The 16,448-nt window shown below is 53.1% G+C and carries 15 protein-coding genes; 12 read left to right on the forward strand and 3 right to left on the reverse strand.

The features are described from left to right. Positions 1–74: 74 nt before the first annotated feature. From PRIO_RS15780 to PRIO_RS15820, 9 genes are all read left to right on the forward strand, one after another. The gene (locus tag PRIO_RS15780; RefSeq protein WP_020432097.1) at positions 75–1,214 is read left to right on the forward strand and encodes a betaine/proline/choline family ABC transporter ATP-binding protein; all 1,140 of its coding nucleotides are present in this window, start codon (positions 75–77) and stop codon (positions 1,212–1,214) included. Then, entirely contained in the window at positions 1,211–1,861 is a 651-nt protein-coding gene (locus tag PRIO_RS15785; protein ID WP_046503383.1) for an ABC transporter permease, read from the forward strand. The genes PRIO_RS15780 and PRIO_RS15785 overlap by 4 nt, the downstream gene beginning before the upstream one ends. Positions 1,862–1,886: 25 nt before the next feature. Continuing rightward, positions 1,887–2,825, forward strand: a complete 939-nt coding sequence (locus PRIO_RS15790) for an ABC transporter substrate-binding protein (protein ID WP_020432100.1) — start codon at positions 1,887–1,889, stop codon at positions 2,823–2,825. Between the two features lie 51 nt (positions 2,826–2,876). Continuing rightward, positions 2,877–4,244 (forward strand): LLM class flavin-dependent oxidoreductase, encoded by a 1,368-nt coding sequence (locus PRIO_RS15795; RefSeq protein ID WP_020432101.1) that lies wholly within the window; start codon positions 2,877–2,879, stop codon positions 4,242–4,244. A 38-nt stretch (positions 4,245–4,282) separates the two neighbouring features. Next, positions 4,283–5,947 carry a thiourocanate hydratase gene (locus PRIO_RS15800; protein WP_020432102.1) on the forward strand — a complete coding sequence of 555 codons (1,665 nt, stop codon included), beginning with the start codon at positions 4,283–4,285 and terminating at the stop codon, positions 5,945–5,947. Between the two features lie 32 nt (positions 5,948–5,979). Further along, positions 5,980–7,086, forward strand: coding sequence for a thiohydantoin desulfurase (locus PRIO_RS15805; RefSeq protein WP_082118107.1), 1,107 nt, complete (start codon positions 5,980–5,982; stop codon positions 7,084–7,086). After that, entirely contained in the window at positions 7,079–8,674 is a 1,596-nt protein-coding gene (locus tag PRIO_RS15810) for an HAL/PAL/TAL family ammonia-lyase (protein WP_020432115.1), read from the forward strand. The genes PRIO_RS15805 and PRIO_RS15810 overlap by 8 nt, the downstream gene beginning before the upstream one ends. Before the next feature lie 14 nt (positions 8,675–8,688). Further along, a complete protein-coding gene (locus tag PRIO_RS15815) occupies positions 8,689–9,519 on the forward strand; it encodes a DUF427 domain-containing protein (protein WP_197545424.1) in 831 nt (276 codons plus the stop codon). Positions 9,520–9,870: 351 nt separating this feature from the next. Further along, positions 9,871–10,407: a hypothetical protein gene (locus PRIO_RS15820; protein ID WP_046503387.1), complete on the forward strand. Its 537-nt coding sequence runs from the start codon at positions 9,871–9,873 to the stop codon at positions 10,405–10,407. A gap of 26 nt (positions 10,408–10,433) precedes the next feature. On the opposite strand, the gene PRIO_RS15825 is transcribed toward PRIO_RS15820, so the two are convergent. Beyond that, positions 10,434–10,874 carry a DUF4395 domain-containing protein gene (locus PRIO_RS15825; protein ID WP_020432124.1) on the reverse strand — a complete coding sequence of 147 codons (441 nt, stop codon included), beginning with the start codon at positions 10,872–10,874 and terminating at the stop codon, positions 10,434–10,436. 119 nt (positions 10,875–10,993) lie between these two features. Between PRIO_RS15825 and PRIO_RS15830 the strand changes: the two genes are divergently transcribed. Both PRIO_RS15830 and PRIO_RS15835 read left to right on the forward strand, forming a co-directional pair. Next, a complete protein-coding gene (locus PRIO_RS15830; RefSeq protein WP_051010688.1) occupies positions 10,994–11,614 on the forward strand; it encodes a TetR/AcrR family transcriptional regulator in 621 nt (206 codons plus the stop codon). A gap of 64 nt (positions 11,615–11,678) precedes the next feature. Continuing rightward, positions 11,679–13,133 carry a DHA2 family efflux MFS transporter permease subunit gene (locus PRIO_RS15835; RefSeq protein ID WP_039790686.1) on the forward strand — a complete coding sequence of 485 codons (1,455 nt, stop codon included), beginning with the start codon at positions 11,679–11,681 and terminating at the stop codon, positions 13,131–13,133. 81 nt (positions 13,134–13,214) lie between these two features. On the opposite strand, the gene PRIO_RS15840 is transcribed toward PRIO_RS15835, so the two are convergent. Together PRIO_RS15840 and PRIO_RS15845 are read right to left on the reverse strand one after the other, a co-directional pair. Further along, entirely contained in the window at positions 13,215–14,576 is a 1,362-nt protein-coding gene (locus tag PRIO_RS15840; protein WP_231869910.1) for an LLM class flavin-dependent oxidoreductase, read from the reverse strand. Positions 14,577–14,679: 103 nt separating this feature from the next. Then, the gene (locus PRIO_RS15845; RefSeq protein WP_046503390.1) at positions 14,680–15,576 is read right to left on the reverse strand and encodes a LysR family transcriptional regulator; all 897 of its coding nucleotides are present in this window, start codon (positions 15,574–15,576) and stop codon (positions 14,680–14,682) included. Positions 15,577–15,742: 166 nt separating this feature from the next. On the opposite strand from PRIO_RS15845, the gene PRIO_RS15850 reads away from it, so the two are divergent. Then, positions 15,743–16,402, forward strand: coding sequence for a carboxymuconolactone decarboxylase family protein (locus PRIO_RS15850; protein WP_020432133.1), 660 nt, complete (start codon positions 15,743–15,745; stop codon positions 16,400–16,402). Positions 16,403–16,448: the final 46 nt, after the last annotated feature.

Raw genomic sequence — 16,448 nt, forward strand, 5'->3', positions numbered from 1 at the left:
GGCCTCCTTTTATTTTTCATCAAAATCCTAGTTAAACAATCAGAATAATTAACTAAAGAGAGGAAGGATGCGGAATGACTGAAGCTGTTGCGGTGGAGTTCAGAAATGTAAGCAAGGATTACGGCTCCGGCAGTGTGCTGCGGAACTTTAATCTCACTGTGCCGAAGGGGCAAATCGTAACGATAATCGGACCCTCCGGCTGCGGTAAAACAACACTGCTTAAGATGATCAACCGCCTGGTGGAGCCAAGCATCGGAAACGTGCTTGTAGAAGGAACAGATATCGGCACTTTGGATGCGGTTGAACTAAGACGTGATATCGGTTATGTCATTCAGCAAATTGGGCTGTTTCCCCACATGACGATTGAAGAGAATATCTCCATTGTTCCGAAGCTGAAGGGAGCGGGAAAGACCGAGCGTAAAGAACGGGTCGATGCTTTGCTGAGTCTCATCGGTCTGCCGCCGGAGCAGTACCGCAAACGGTATCCCCATGAATTAAGCGGCGGACAGCAGCAAAGAATCGGTGTCGCCCGGGCGCTCGCCTCTGATCCGTCGATTATTTTGATGGATGAGCCATTCAGTGCGCTGGACCCGATCAGCCGCGTACAGCTGCAAAAGGAACTGATCAATCTCAACCAGCGGCTGCACAAAACCATTGTTTTTGTAACGCATGATATTGATGAAGCGCTGAAAATTGCAGACCGGATCATCTTGCTGAATGAAGGTGAGGTGGTGCAGAACAGCACCCCGGAAGAGCTTTTAGCTCATCCGGCTAATGATTTTGTAATTGAATTTGTGGGACAGGAGCGGTTTCAGCCTGCTCTTCCGCAAGGTTCGGCCCACCATATTATGATCGACGGGCTGTCGATTGGCAGTGAATCCCCGATATCGGAGGCACTGGAGGTGATGCGGATCAACCGTGTGGAGGGACTTGCAGTCATTGGGAAATGGGGGGATCTGCTCGGCATTGTCGGCATCGGGGAAATCGGCCAGCACTTGCCGCTGGACAGCAGGCTGAAGGTTGGCGATCTCCTGCAGACAGACACGGTTGCGCTGCAGGAGCATACCCCTCTCTCCGAAGTATTCGAGCTGATGCGGAGAAGTCCAATTCTGCCGGTGGTCGATGATGATAACCGTCTAATCGGCACGGTAACCCGTTCCTGCGTCATAGAAGCGCTTGGACGCCATCTGCACCGGGAGGTGAGCAGCGCATGAACCACGTATGGGATACTCTGGTTGCCGACTGGCCGATGATCCTTGATAAGACCGGGGAGCATATGTACCTCTCACTAGTCTCGGTCTGCATCGCCGGACTGATTGCCATTCCGCTCGGCATTTATCTGACCAGCCGTAAAAGCCTGGCGAACAGCATCATTACGATCATCTCTGCGGTCCAAACCATTCCCAGTCTGGCTCTGTTCGGATTCATGATTCCGCTGGTCGGGATTGGAACCACACCCGCCATTATAGCCTTAACGTTATATGCCCTGCTGCCGATGCTTCAGAATACTTATGTGGGAATCAGTGGGGTCAATCCGGCTTTGATTGAGGCGGGCACGGGAATGGGCATGACCAGATGGCAGATGATGACTATGATCCAACTGCCGATTGCCCGCAGCATTATCATGGCTGGAGTCCGGCTTGTAGCCGTGCAGACGATCAGTCTGGCCACCATTGCCACCTATATCGCTGCCGGAGGCTTGGGTGATATTATCACGCGGGGGATTGCCATGATCAATACGGTTACGATTATGGAAGGTGCGATTCCGGTATCCCTGCTCGTCATTTCCGTCAACTTCATCTTGCTGCTGCTCAACAGGGTGCTTACCCCCAAAGGGCTGCGTCATTTGAATAAATTCTAATCATTTATGGAGAGGGGATTCAATCATGACCACAGATAAACCCGCGAATACACTGGCAAGAAAAGGAGGCAGGCTTCTTTTAACAGCAGCTCTTCTTCTTAGTGCGGCGCTGGCAGCGGCAGGCTGCTCCAACTCGAAGGCTTCCGGCAGCTCGGATACGATTGTGCTTGCAACCAAAGGTTTTGCCGAATCCGATATTTTAGCCAATGCCTTCAAGCTGCTGATCGAGGAGGATACGGATCTGAAAACAGAGGTCAAAAAGCTCGATAACACGCTGCTCTGGAATGCGATTGATACCGGTGATGTGGATGCATACGTGGAGTACAGCGGCACGGCGTTGATTAATATTCTGAAGCTTGACCCGGAGTTTGATCCGGACAAAGCTTTTCAGACTGTAGTAGCCCAGCTCAAAGAGAAGAATAATCTGACTGCCCTTGAGCCGCTTGGCTTCAACAACACTTATGTTTTTGCTGTTCGCAAGGAAACCGCAGAGAAGTACGGACTGACGACGGCTTCGCAATTAGCGGAGAAGTCCGGCGAGCTGATCTTTGGCTCCAGTGAAGAATTCCTGAACCGAGCGGATGCCTGGCCTTATGTAGAGAATATTTATAAACCGAAATTCAAGGAGATCAAATCGATCCAGAATAAATCACTGCAATATCAGGCCATTGACCAGAAGCTGATTGATGTGATGCTCCCTTACTCCACGGACAGCCAACTGCTGACAAGCGGTCTGGTGGCACTCGAAGACGACAAGCATGTGTTCATTCCCTACGATGCTTTTCCGATTGTCCGCGGCCAGACTTTGGAGGAGCACCCGGAGCTGAAGGAAACACTGAACAAGCTGGCCGGCAAAATTGACGAGGCCACAATGCAGGCACTTAACGCTGAGGTCGAGCAGGAGCAGAAACCGGCAATTGACGTAGCCAAAGAATGGCTGAAGAGCCAGGCGTTGATCAAATAATTGAGTTAACTGAGCCCAGACCATTCACAAGAATGAAAGGAGTCAACACTTATGAGCGATGTTAAACGGCAATTGGCGCTTGGGGCGATGATGTTTTTTCCGGCAGGGGAGCATATCTCCAGTTGGAGGCACCCGGGTTCCGAAGCAGCGGCACTTCTCGATTTCGATTATTACAAAAGGATTGTCCAGACGGCGGAGCGGGGACGGTTCGACATGTTCTTTTATGCCGATGAGCTGTATGTATGGGACCGCTTTGAGTCCGGGATCAGTCATGCCAACAGTATCCGGCCGGAGCCGTTCACGCTGCTGTCCGCCCTGGCGGCCGTGACGACCCATATTGGACTAGCCGCGACGATTTCAACTACTTACAACGATCCTTATCATATCGCCCGCAAGCTGGCTTCGCTTGATCATCTCAGCGGAGGCCGGGCCGCATGGAATATTGTCACTTCGCAGACAGATGAAGAGGCCCGGAATTTTGGCAAGGAGCGGCATCTGCAGCATGAGCTGCGCTATGAACGCGCCAAGGAATTTGTAGCGGTTACCCAAGGCTTGTGGGATAGCTGGGAAGAGGATGCGTGTGTTTTCGACAAGGAGAGCGGTTATTTTGCTGACAAAGATAAGCTCCATAACCTGGATTTTGAAGGGAAGCATTTCAAAGTTAAAGGGCCGCTTAATATTACCCGGCCTCCGCAGGGCTATCCTGTACTAATTCAGGCGGGGGCTTCTGAGGCCGGAAAAGAGGTTGCTGCTGCCACAGCAGAAATTGTGTTCGCCCCGGGTGGAACACTTGCCGAAGGCCGGGCGCTATATGCCGACATTAAGGGCAGACTTGCAAAATACGGACGTACAGCGGATGAATTGAAGATCTTTCCCGCCTTGATGCCGGTTATCGGGATAACGGAAGAGGACGCAGCGGAGAAGCTGTCAGTCATTGAGAACCTGACTCCAGACCGTCTGGCGCTGGATTTGCTGTCCCACTATATCGGGACCGATGTCTCCAGCTATCCGCTGGATGAACCTTTGCCCTTCCTGCCGGAGGAAGAGGGCTTCAACCAGAGCAAAACCGGTTTGCTCAAAATCCGCAGCATTCTGGAACAGGAAAATCTGACGCTGCTGCAGCTGGCCAAGCGGGTAGCGGTGAAGCGGGGCATTGCCGGAACTCCTGAACAAATCGCCGATCATATTGAAGAATGGTTCAAAAGCAAGGCGGCGGATGGCTTCAACATCGCCTTCACCCATCTTCCCGGAGCGCTTGATGATTTCGTCAATCTGGTAGTTCCCATACTCCAGCAGAGGGGCCTTCTGCGCACAGAGTACGAAGGCACAACGCTGCGTGCACATCTTGGACTGAACACACCGGCAAGCCGTTATGCCAAGATCGGGATCAGCCCTGGAGCGGGATCGGAGCAGCATTAGCTTCTGCATTAACACGAAGACAGAAAGCGGGGAGAGACATGGGCAGAATTACGGCCGCCAGAGGCGGGGCACTGCGCTGCAAAGGCTGGAGACAGGAAGCGCTGCTGCGGATGCTGGAGAACGTGCTGGAGAATGGCGAGAACCAGAGAGAGCTGATCGTATATGCTTCTCTCGGTAAGGCGGCCCGCAATTGGCCTTCCTATCTGGCGATCGTCGATACACTGAAGAGACTGGAAGAGGATGAAACACTGGTGATCCAGTCCGGGAAGCCGATCGGCGTCTTCAAGACCCATCGCCAGGCTCCGCTGGTGGTGATGGCGAACTGCAATCTGGTCGGAAGATGGGCGACCAGCGAGAACTTTTATGAGCTTCAGGATAAAGGTTTGATTATTTGGGGCGGGCTGACTGCAGCCGCCTGGCAGTATATCGGTTCACAAGGTGTGATTCAGGGCACCTATGAAATATTTCAGAGTATTGCCCGGCTCCACTTTGGCGGCAATCTGCGCGGGCGCTTCATCCTGACTGCCGGGCTTGGGGGAATGGGCGGAGCGCAGCCGCTCGCAGGCACGTTGGCCGGTGCAGCCATTCTCTGCGTCGAGGTTGCAGAGGAACGGATCGATAAGCGGATTGCCGCCGGATATTTGCAGCGGAAGACAGACAGCCTGGATGAGGCGCTGGCCTGGATTGAGATTGCCCGGCGCAGCGGAGAGAGCGTCTCCGTCGGCTTGCTTGGGAATGCGGCTGAGGTCTACCCTGAGCTGCTGCGCAGAGGGGTTCAGCCGGATGTAGTCACGGACCAGACTTCTGCGCATGATTTGCTCTATGGTTATATCCCTGAGGGATATACTCCGGCTTCTGCTGCGGCAGCCCGCAAGGAGGATCCGGCAAGGCTGCAGGCTGCCGCCGGAGCATCCATCGCGCTTGAAGTGAAGGCGATGCTGCAGTTCAAGGAGCGGGGGGCCATCGTTTTCGATAATGGCAACAACATCCGCTCCCAGGCGGTTCAGCATGGTGTGCCTGACGCGTTTGAGATCGATATCTTTACCGAAGCGTTCCTGCGCCCGCTGTTTGCCAAGGCCATCGGGCCCTTCCGCTGGATCGCGCTCAGTGGCGAACCTCAGGATATCCGCATCATTGACGAGCTTATTCTGCAGGAATTCAGTGACAATGAAATTGTAACCAACTGGATTAAGCTCGCGAATGACCATATTCCGTTCGAAGGCTTGCCTGCACGGATCGGCTGGTTTGGACATAAGGACCGCAGCAGGCTGGCTGTAGCTGTTAATGAGCTGGTCCGGGAAGGCAGGCTTGCCGGACCGGTAGCTTTTTCCCGCGATCATCTGGACGCGGCGGCAATGGCACATCCCAACATTATGACGGAACGGATGAAGGATGGCAGCGATGCGGTCTCGGACTGGCCGCTCTTAAATGCGATGCTGAACTGCTCTTCCATGGCGGATCTGGTAGCCATTCATTCCGGCGGCGGGGGTTATGCCGGCTACATGACTAGTGCAGGAGTGACCATCGTCGCTGATGGAACGGCTGATAGCGGGCTGCGTCTGCGCACAGCGCTTGACAATGACACAGGTCTAGGGGTGCTGCGCTATGCGGATGCCGGCTATGAGACGTCTCTTGCAGAAGCTGCTAACAAAGAAATCGACCGGGTTGACACCGGACGATACGACGACATTCCGGTGGATTGAAATCACCGGCTTTCTTACAGGAGGAGATCGATATGAGAGAACTGACCAGGGATGATGTCTTCGCCGCTGTCAAAGGCGGCTCTGTATTTGCCAGCGGCGGCGGCGGCTGGGTCGATCACGGATTGGAGATCGGCCACGCTGCTTTAAGCATAGGACGGCCTAAGCTGCTGTCTGTAGAGGAACTGCCGGACGATGCGATTATTCTGACTTGTACCGCGATTGGTGCTCCGGCCGGCCGGGACTGGCAAATGCTCGGCAAGGATTATATCAGAGCTGTTCAATTGGTTATTGATCACTACGACGGCAAGATTGCCGGAGTGATGACACCGCAAAACGGCATGTCCAGCACGATTAACGGCTGGCTTCCCGCAGCGGCATTGGGGCTTGCTGTTATTGATGCGACCGGTGATATCCGTGCGCATCCTACCGGCAAAATGGGCTCGCTTGGCCTAGCCTCGTCCATTGATTATGAGACTATACAAGCGGTGGCCGGCGGCAGACCCGAGCTTGGCAGCTACATCGAGCTGGTCGTCAAGGGAACCCCCGCACGAACCTCCAACATCCTGCGCACCGCATCGGATATGGCGGGCGGATTCATTGCAGCGGCACGGCATCCGCTTCCGGCCAAGTACATTAAGGAGCATGCCGCGCTGGGTGGGATCTCGATTGCCCTTGAACTGGGTCAAGCGATTATTCAGGCAGAACCGGAAGGCCCGGAAGCGGTCTTAAAGGCGGTGGTACGCAAGACGAAGGGGAAGATCCTTGGGAGAGGTAAGGTGATTTCCAAAAATGTCCGTTACTCCGGCGCCTTCGATATCGGCACCATCGATGTGGAGGTCGCGAAAAATGTCTTCAGGCTGCATGTGATGAATGAATATATGGCAGTCGATGACCGCAGCAGCAAACGTCTGGCTACTTTCCCGGATGTCATTACCACAATCGATGCGGCTACGGGCCTGCCGGTCAGCGTTGGTGATGTGGTGGAAGGAATGGAGCTGGCGGTGTTCGCCATTGATAAATCCCGAATTCCTCTAAGCGCAAGTGTGAAGGACCCCACTGTGTATCCCGAGGTGGAGGAAGTGCTGGGCATAGATCTGCAAAGCTATGCCTTTGGCAAGGAGAAGCAGAATTATGCTTGAGGAGGCAGCTAATTCGGGAGGTTCAGCCACAGGGATTGCAGGAAAAGTCCTTCAGGACTTGAATCCCCTCGTTCTGGATGGGAACAATCTGACGATCGCAGATGTGGACAGTGTAGCCCGCGGCCGCAGGGCTGTTGTTATAGACGATGGAGCCTGGCAGCGGATGGAGGCGGCCCGCAGGACGATTTTTGCTGTTGCTGACCAAGGCCTGCCTGTATATGGACTGAACCGGGGAGTCGGCTGGAACAAGGATCTGGAGATCAGCCCGGATTTCTTCGAAGCCTATAACCGCAATTTGCTGCTGTCGCATAGTGCAGGGGTCAAGCCGGAGGCAGATACAGATGTGGTCCGGGCAGTCATGCTTGCCCGCTTGAACGGTTTGCTGACCGGGGCAGCCGGTGTACAGCCGGAGCTTGCCGGACGTTATGCTGATTTTCTTAACCTCGGCATCCATCCCGTTCTTCCGCTTCGCGGTTCTGTAGGCGCGGCAGATATTACTTCGATCTCCCACATTGGGCTGGCGATGATCGGCGAAGGCGAGGCCCATATGGACGGCAGCCGGGTTCCGGCGCTGGAAGCATTGAAGGCCGCAGGGCTGGCACCGCTGCGGCTTGGCCCCAAGGACGGACTGGCGGTGGTCAGTTCCAACGCGCTCTCAGCCGGGAATGGCGCGCTGGCGCTGTATGATATGGAAAAACTGCTGGAGACGGCTGACAGAATATATGCTTTGTCGCTTGAAGCCATTCGTGGCAATGTCAGTCCGCTGGATGAAGCGGTGCACCGCAAGCGCCCTTTTCCCGGCCAGTTGAAAAGTCTGGGAATTGTTCGAAGCAGCTTGGCAGGAAGCGACCTATGGACAGACTACAACCCCGAATCTCTGCAGGACCCGCTGAGCTTCCGCGATGCCTGCCAGATTCACGGTGCCGCCCGCGATGCCCATGATTTTACCTCCCGGCAGCTGGTGCTCCATCTGAACAGCTCGGATGATAATCCGTGTGTGCTGTCGGACGAACAGCGGATTGTATCCTGCGCCAATTATGATCCTTTGTCCTGGACGCTTGGATTCGAGATGCTGGGCAGTGCTCTGCACCATGTTTCCAAAAGCTCCTGCCACCGCATCATCAAGCTCGGAGATCCGCGTTTTACCGGTTTAACCCGGTTTCTGACGGCTGACACCAGCCGCTCCGTAGGCTTTTGCACCGTGCAGAAGACCGCGACGTCGCTGGATGCCGAAATCCGGCATCTGAGCAATCCGGTTTCCGCCGATTATCTGTCGCTGGCCGGAGAAATCGAGGATCATGCCGCCAACTCGCCGTATGTCGTGTCCAAGACAAGAGAGATTCTTGACCGGCTCACCTATATCCTGGCCATTGAACTGCTGCACGCGGCGCAAGCGGTTGATCTCCGGGGCGGTCTGACCTTGGGTCATGCCTCATGGGCCGGTTACAAGAGCTTAAGAAGGGCGGTGCCTTTTTTGAGTGAAGACCGCAATCAGAGTGAGGATATCGAACGTGCTTACCGGCTGCTAAAAGATGGAACATGGCTAAACGATATTCATCTAGCGCTGAACACAAAAGCATCAGTTTAGAAAGGGTGGAGACTATGGCTCATTTGGATCCCCAGTGGTCTTTACGGGACCCTAACCGGGAAGGCTGGCAAATCCGGGCGGAGATCAGCCCGAAGTGGATTCGTGTTAAATTTGGCGGGGATTATATCGCAGACAGCAAGGAGGTAATGGTTGTAACGGAAACAGGACGGCTTCCCGTGTATTATTTTCCGCTGAAGGATGTGAACGCTGCTCTGTTCCAGCCTTCGGAGAAGCTGGCGACCCATCCACAGAAGGGAATCCAGACCTTTTGGGATATTACCAGTGGTGGCCGTACGGCCAGGAATGCAGTGTGGACCTATTCCGGGCCTCAGCCGGAAGCCCATTTTTTACACGGCTATGTTTCCTTTTCGTGGAGTAAAATGGATGGATGGTTCGAGGAAGAGGAGGAGGTCTTTGTCCATGCCCGTGACCCCTACACGCGGGTGGATGCCATACCGGCTTCGCGCCATGTGCAGCTTGAAGTGAACGGGATAATCGTAGCCGACAGCCGCCGTCCGGTGATTCTGTATGAGACAGGGCTGACACCACGCTATTATCTGCCGGCTGAAGACGTGCGGCTTGATCTGCTGCAAGAGAATCCGAACAGCACCCGCTGCCCGTATAAGGGAATCGCTACCTATTGGACTGCTGCAGTCAACGGCCGCGAGTATGAAGACCTTGTATGGAGCTATAAAGAGCCGCTGCCGGAGGTCCATGAAATAGCGGGTCTGCTGTGCTTCTACCATGAGGCTGCGGATGCGCTGTATGTAGATGGGATCAAGTGGTCGCTGAACAGTGAAGAACGACTGCCTTATCGTGGAAGCGAAGCCATCTATATAAGTTGAACTTAAAGAATTCATAAAAGGGAAGAAGTGCGGAGGGGAAGTTTGGAACTGGAAGAGCGGTAGCGTCCGCCTTTGTCACCGGATTTCAACCGCAAAAGGCGGTTCCAATCAAGAAATCTGGGGACAACAGCGGCTGGAAGTCCAAACATTCCCCGCAGTGACGACCATGCCCACAATGTAAAACTAAAGTTCAACTTATATAGACAGTTGAGTGAGTGAGAAATGAATGATTTCAGAAGCCGGTCTATCCTTAATATAGGGGTGGCCGGTTTCATTATGTCTCCTGAATGATGTATCTGCCTCCGTAGCATGCTATGCTATATATTATTACGATTAAGCAGGAGGCCAAAGATGAAACGAGATATTCAGAACGTGCCTTACGGCTACGAGCCGCCGGCTGCCGAACGCAAGGGAACCCTGGTATTCTATGATTCGTTTGAGCATATTACTGATCGGGATCTGGAGCAGGCAGCCCGCACGGCAACGGAGCGCAAATTCACCAAGCTGGTGCTGTATCCGCTGCATGAAGAAACGGTTAGACGGATGAGCAAGGAGCCGGTGGCTGCCTTTTACAAGCGGGAGGACCGTCTGCATGAATGGAAAAGAGAGCAGGGACGCCCGTTCATTATCGTGGAGAGTCTCGAAGGGAAGCGGAAGAAGTATACGCCGCTGGACTCGGCGCTGCGCCATATCAGCGAAGTGTATCCATCGCCGTATTTTCTCTACCTCACTCCTGAAACGGCCAACCAGTTTGCTTCTTATGCTTCTTTTGAGGAGTGGATTGTCAAGCTGCGCCTGATTCTGTCTGCGGCTCCCGCTTATGTGCACCCGCGTCTGGAGAAGTTCCGTCACCGCTGGGATATCGCCGGGGAAGAGAAGCGGGAATAAGAAAGCAGGAGAGGTTGCAGAATATATTATTGTGCATTTCCCTGTTTGCGTCTGTAGGTGTACATTCTCCATTGATAGTGGATGAAGCAGCCTATGCAGAAGCCAAGAATAGCTACAGTGGCAGCCACCGCGACCATAGCCGTGAAGATGTAGGCGGCAACCGTCCAGCCGGCCAGGAAGCTGAGCAGTCCAGCCGCAAGACAGAAGACAGCTATACCCTGGTTGAACTGCTGCTGCTCCGGGTCTTCAAGCACATAGGCGGAACGCTCCTTGCGGAGGAAGCGGGCAGCCAGTTTGATCACGGGATTATATTGGAATATCAGCCCGGATAATCCAGCGGCAAGCGGCAATGCCAGAATCCAGTACTGGGCAGTTATCCAGCTTAGCAATACCGAAAGTACAATAAAAGCCTGATTGGTTTTGACCAGCGGCCGTGGAATACCCTTTGATGCAGCAACCTCATGCATTGAAAACACACCTTTCGGATTGGAATAATAAAATTATAACTGAACCATCGGACCGTAGCAATTGAAAACTATAAAGTTTAAATTTGAAATAATAAAATATTGACAGTTCACCATGATTCATGGTTTTATTATGTAGACCGATTGTTATAAAAGCAAAGGAAGTGTCGCGCTTGTCAAACAAGCCCAATGCGCGTGAAGCGATTGTCGATACCGCTTCAAGACTATTTTTCACACAAGGCTATCATGCTACGGGTCTAAGTCAGATTATCAAGGACAGCGACTCGCCTAAGGGATCTCTTTATTATTATTTCCCCCATGGCAAAGAGGAGCTGGCATTAACTTGCATCCACAAGACCAGTGAGATCGTTGTAAGACAGCTGAAGCAATACGTGGAGAAGGATGTAGCTGTGGAGCAGGCGGTTCAGGATTTCATTCTTCAGATGGTCAGGGATGCTGAGGAGTCCGACTACAAAGGAATGGTGCCGTTCAGTTTCTGGGTAGCCGTAGAGACTTCATGTATCAGCGAGGATCTGAGAACAGCGTGCCAGGCTGTATTCAAGGATTGGCAGGATGTCATTCTGCGGCGTCTGCTTGAAGAAGGAACCGACGCTGAGCTTGCAGCCGATAAGGCTTCAGTAGTCGTCTCGTTGTTTGAAGGCGCGCTGCTTCAGACCTTGACCTGCCGGAGCACCGGTCCGCTGCTTGCCGCTGCCAAGATGATTCCCGGATTGCTCGGTTAAGCAAGAAAAAAGAAAAATAGAGAAAAATATTTTTATCAGGAGGATTTTTAGAGTGGGAGCCACCATGACTGGAAAGAAACAAACCGAAGACAGAAAGTTCAAAACCATGCCGATCCTTATCTCCTTGCTGCTTGCCGGATTTATCGGCATGTTCAGTGAGACCGCGCTCAACGTAGCCTTAAGTGATCTGATGAAAGTGCTGGATATTACACCGGCGACGGCACAGTGGCTGACAACAGCTTACTTGCTGACATTGGGGATTCTTGTACCGATATCCGGGTTGCTCCTGCAGTGGTTCTCAACGAGACAGCTGTTCATTGCAGCCCTTAGCTTCTCCATCCTGGGAACCTTCCTGGCCGCAATGTCGCCGAATTTCGAGTTTCTGCTTATAGCGCGTGTAGTTCAGGCAATGGGAACAGCACTGCTACTGCCGCTGATGTTCAACACGATCCTGGTCATTATTCCCGCTGAAAAACGAGGGGCCGCGATGGGGCTCATCGGACTGGTCATCATGGTTGCTCCGGCAATTGGGCCAACGATTGCGGGCCTATTGATTGAGAGCCTCAGCTGGCACTGGATCTTTTGGCTGTCACTGCCGTTTCTCGTGATCGCACTAATCAGCGGAATTTTCTTCATGCAGAATGTTACCGAGGTTACCAAGCCGAAAATTGATGTGCTGTCTATTGTGCTCTCATCTGTAGGATTTGGCGGCGTGGTATTCGGTTTCAGCAGCGCCGGCGAAGCTGAGGGCTGGGGAAGCCCGAAAGTAATCATAGCTATTGCCATTGGTGTGGTGGCGCTTGTGCTGTTTGTAATCCGTCAAATGACGATGAAGCAGCCTATGATTAATCTGCGTGCGTTCAAGTTCCCGATGTTTGTGGTTGGCGTATTGATGGTCTTCATCTGTATGATGGTCATTCTGTCCTCCATGCTGATTCTTCCGATGTACCTTCAGCAGGGACAGGGGTACTCGGCCTTCAAAGCGGGTCTGCTGCTGCTGCCCGGAGGGATTATCAACGGATTGATGTCGCCGATTATGGGACGCTTGTTCGATAAATACGGTCCGAAATGGCTGGTTATTCCCGGCCTGATTATTGTAGCGGTATCGCTGTGGTTCTTCTCCAGCATCACCGCCACGTCTACCGTGGTCTTCGTTATTGTGCTGCATAGTGCACTGATGGTAGGGGTATCCATGATCTTCATGCCGGCTCAGACCAATGGGATTAATCAACTGCCTATGGAACTGTATCCGGATGGTACAGCCATCATGAATACACTGCAGCAGGTTGCCGGAGCCATTGGTACGGCACTGGCCGTCAGCATCATGACCGCAGGCTCCAAAAGCTATATGGAGAGCGTAAGCAATCCTTCCGATCCGGCCAATCTGCTGCCGGCCTTTACGCAAGGGGTACAGAATGCCTTCGTATTCGGAATGGCCATGGCCATTATCGGCTTGGTGGTCGCTTTCTTCCTGAAGCGTGTCATTGTACAGCATAAAGCTCAGGCTTCAATGCATTAATTCCAGATTTAAGGGACGATTCCATCCAACCGCTGAAGCGGCTGGGGAATCGTCCCTTTTGCATTAGACGGAGCCGCCAGTCTATTTTGTAACCTGCCGGAATGCTGCCCCTGGATGCGTATCGGGCAGACGCTGCTTGCCTTGGCCGAACAGCCGCTCGCGGAGCGTAGTTTCTTCATAGTGCCTGCGGAACATGCCGCGTGCCTGTAGTTCAGGCACCACGTAGTCTACAAACTCGCGGTGGTTGCCCGGCAGCGTGTACCGCTCCAGATTGAAACCGTCGATTCCGCTTTCCTCCACCCAGTACTGCATCTGATCGGCAATTTCACCCGCTGTACCCGCAACTGTAATCCCTCTGAACTCCTTGCCTGTAAAGTTGTCCATCACCTCACGCACAGTCTGGACAGAACCGCTGTGCTTCGTATACCGCTCAGTATGGGTGCGGCCTTGCTCAGTCTGAACCCCTATGAACGGAGCATCCGGGTCCATTGCAGTAAGATCGATGCCGGTGGAGTTCTCATAAGTCAGCAGAGCGGCTTCACGGCTGGCATACCTGCGGTAGGATTCCAGCTTATCCAACGCTTCTTGAGCGGTTTGTCCCACAACTGCGGACAGGCCGGTAAAGATCTTGATCTGCTCCGGAAGTCTGCCGTAAGCGGCAGCCCGGCTGCGGATATCCTGCACCTGGGCGCGCAAGGCTTCTACCGTGGGGGCTTTGAGGAACACACCTTCGGCATGTTTGGCTGCAAATGCCCTTCCGCGTTCCGAACTTCCGGCCTGGAACAGCACCGGCGTTCTTTGAATGGAGGGCTCGCAGGCATGGGAGGCTGTCATCTCATAATATTTGCCCTGATGCTTCACGATATGTACCTTATCTGCATCGGCATAATAACGGTGCTCTTTATCCGCGCTAACAGCATCGTCTTGCCAGCTGCCCTCAAGCAGGCGGTAACTCACTTCCATGAATTCTTCTGCCTGTTCGTAGCGTTCGTCGTGTGGGAGAACCCCTGGACGGCCAAAAGCCTCCGCTCCGCTGGCCCCTCCAGTCGCCACCACATTCCAGCCGATGCGTCCATTCGTCAAATGATCGAGGGTGGAGAAACGCCGGGCATTCGGAAATGTCAGTTCATAGACCGGTGAGGCGGTGGTGACGAAGGCCAAGTGCTTGGTCACTGCTGCCAGCGCGGGGATGAGCAGCATGGGATCGCCCGAAGGCGTGTAAACGGCCTCGCGGAACGTAAGCTCCCGCTTATGGTTTGGATAGCCGTAAGAATCGGCAAAAAACATAAAATCAAACATTCCGCGCTCCAGCGTCTGCGCAAGCTCAATCCAGAAGCTGAGCTCTTTATAGCGGTACGACTGGTTCTCCGGGTGTGCCCACAGTCCTTGCGTCATTTGGTTGGGGGTATTGATGTCAAAGATCCCCAGATGGATTTGTTTCAAGCTGTCTTCACCTGCTCTTTGTCGGATTGTACATAGAAGGATATAGGAGCCGGGCCAACAAGTAAATTTGAAATAAGTGAAGCAGCGATTTACTAATCTTGAATTAAGAAACGGACGGGCTGGCATACATCTGCCGGATTTCGTCCAGGAGGGACAGGCTGATCTTACTCATCGTCGCGTGATTGCGGCGTGTCAAGAGGCCAAGTGAAGGGCCTTCCATCAGATCTGCAACTTCTCTAAGAACAGTACCCGGGATCGGCGGCGATACGGCAACTACGGGAGCCAGGGCAATGCCAAGTCTCGACTGCACATAATACTTGATCGCGGTGATGCCGGCGACTTCGATGCTGCTCTGGCGCAGTTTACCGATGTGCTTAGTAATCATCTCTTCGATTCGGATGCGGAACGCACAGGAACCCGGTGTGAAGAGGAAAACTTCATCTTGCAAATCCTTAAGGCGGATGTGTTCCCGGGCAGCGAGCGGATGGTCCGCTGGCACAATCAGTTTAAACGTCTCATGCAGCAGCGGGTGGAACTCCAGTTCAAGATGAGGTTCCGGCTGGTTACAGAGGGCCAGGTCGATCTGGTCTTCGAGCAGCATATTTACCAGTTCCCTGGTCGTGCCGATGGTTACTTTGGTTTGGGCTTTGGGTTTCTTCCGGGTAAAAGAAGCCAGAATATCCGGCACACGGTTGCTGGCCGAAGGTTCGGAAGCGCCAATGCGCACGAGGCCTGCATCTCCCTGGATGAAGTCATACAGCGCGACGTTCAGGTCATCGTACTCCCGGAGCAGCGAATCGGCCCGTTCATGAAGCAAACGTCCGGCTGTTGTCAGGGTGATTGTTTTGCCCCGCTCGAATAACTTCACGCCCAGCTCTTCCTCCAGTTTTTTGATCTGACTGGTAATGGTCGGCTGCGAATATTGCAGTGCAGCGGCGGCCCGCTGGAAATTGCCGAGCTTGACGATAGTCTGAAAGGTTTTGATGAGCCGGATTTCCATGATGTCGGCCTCTCTTTCGAACGAATTTAGATTTTTTAAAGAGTGACATTATAAATTTGAAATATACTTCGGACGGATATTGACCTATTATAACAGATATATAGTCCATTAAAACAAGTGGATTACCGTGAATAAAAAATACAACAGCTGAAGAGAGGTAAACATTATGTCCAGTGAAAGTTTATATGTCCGTCATACGCCGAGTTTTGGAGCCAAATTGTTTCCATTTGCCCCGGAAGGGTTCAAAGCGTTCGGAGCATTCAATACCGAGGCCCTTGCAGCAGGAGCACTGTCCGTAAAAACCAAAGAGTTAATCGCTGTAGCGGTTTCCCATATTACCGGCTGCCCCTATTGTATTGAAGCCCATGTCGGCAAATCGAAGGCGGAGCAGACCTCTTTTGAAGAGATCTTTGAAGCTGCCGCAGTCGCTGCTGCAGTTAAGGCGCACTCCGCGTTCCATAATGCCGCGAATGCGCTCAAATCTTATGAAGGCAGCCAGGAACCGGACCTGTTTCCCCGCAGCAACCTGGAACTTGCCGGGAAGCTGGAAAGCGTCAATGAAGAGATCTTCAACTCTTTCCAGGCTTACATTCATACTTCTCTGAAAGCCGGACGAATCAGCGAAAAAGACAAATTGCTGATTGCCGTAGGATCTGCAATTGTGGAAGGAAGCGCCTATTCCATTGAAGCGTTCACCATCCGCGCCAAAGCGGCGGGGATGACCGTGGAAGAACTGGCCGAGACGACACTGGTCGCTACTGTTCTGAAAGCAGGGTCGGCGATGGCCCACCGGGTGAATGCGTACCAGGCATTTGAACGGGAATAACTTAATTCAATATGAGTAAGAGAATTCAGGAAAAAGGAGCGTGAAC

Source organism: Paenibacillus riograndensis SBR5 (assembly GCF_000981585.1).
GTDB lineage: Bacteria > Bacillota > Bacilli > Paenibacillales > Paenibacillaceae > Paenibacillus_AQ > Paenibacillus_AQ riograndensis.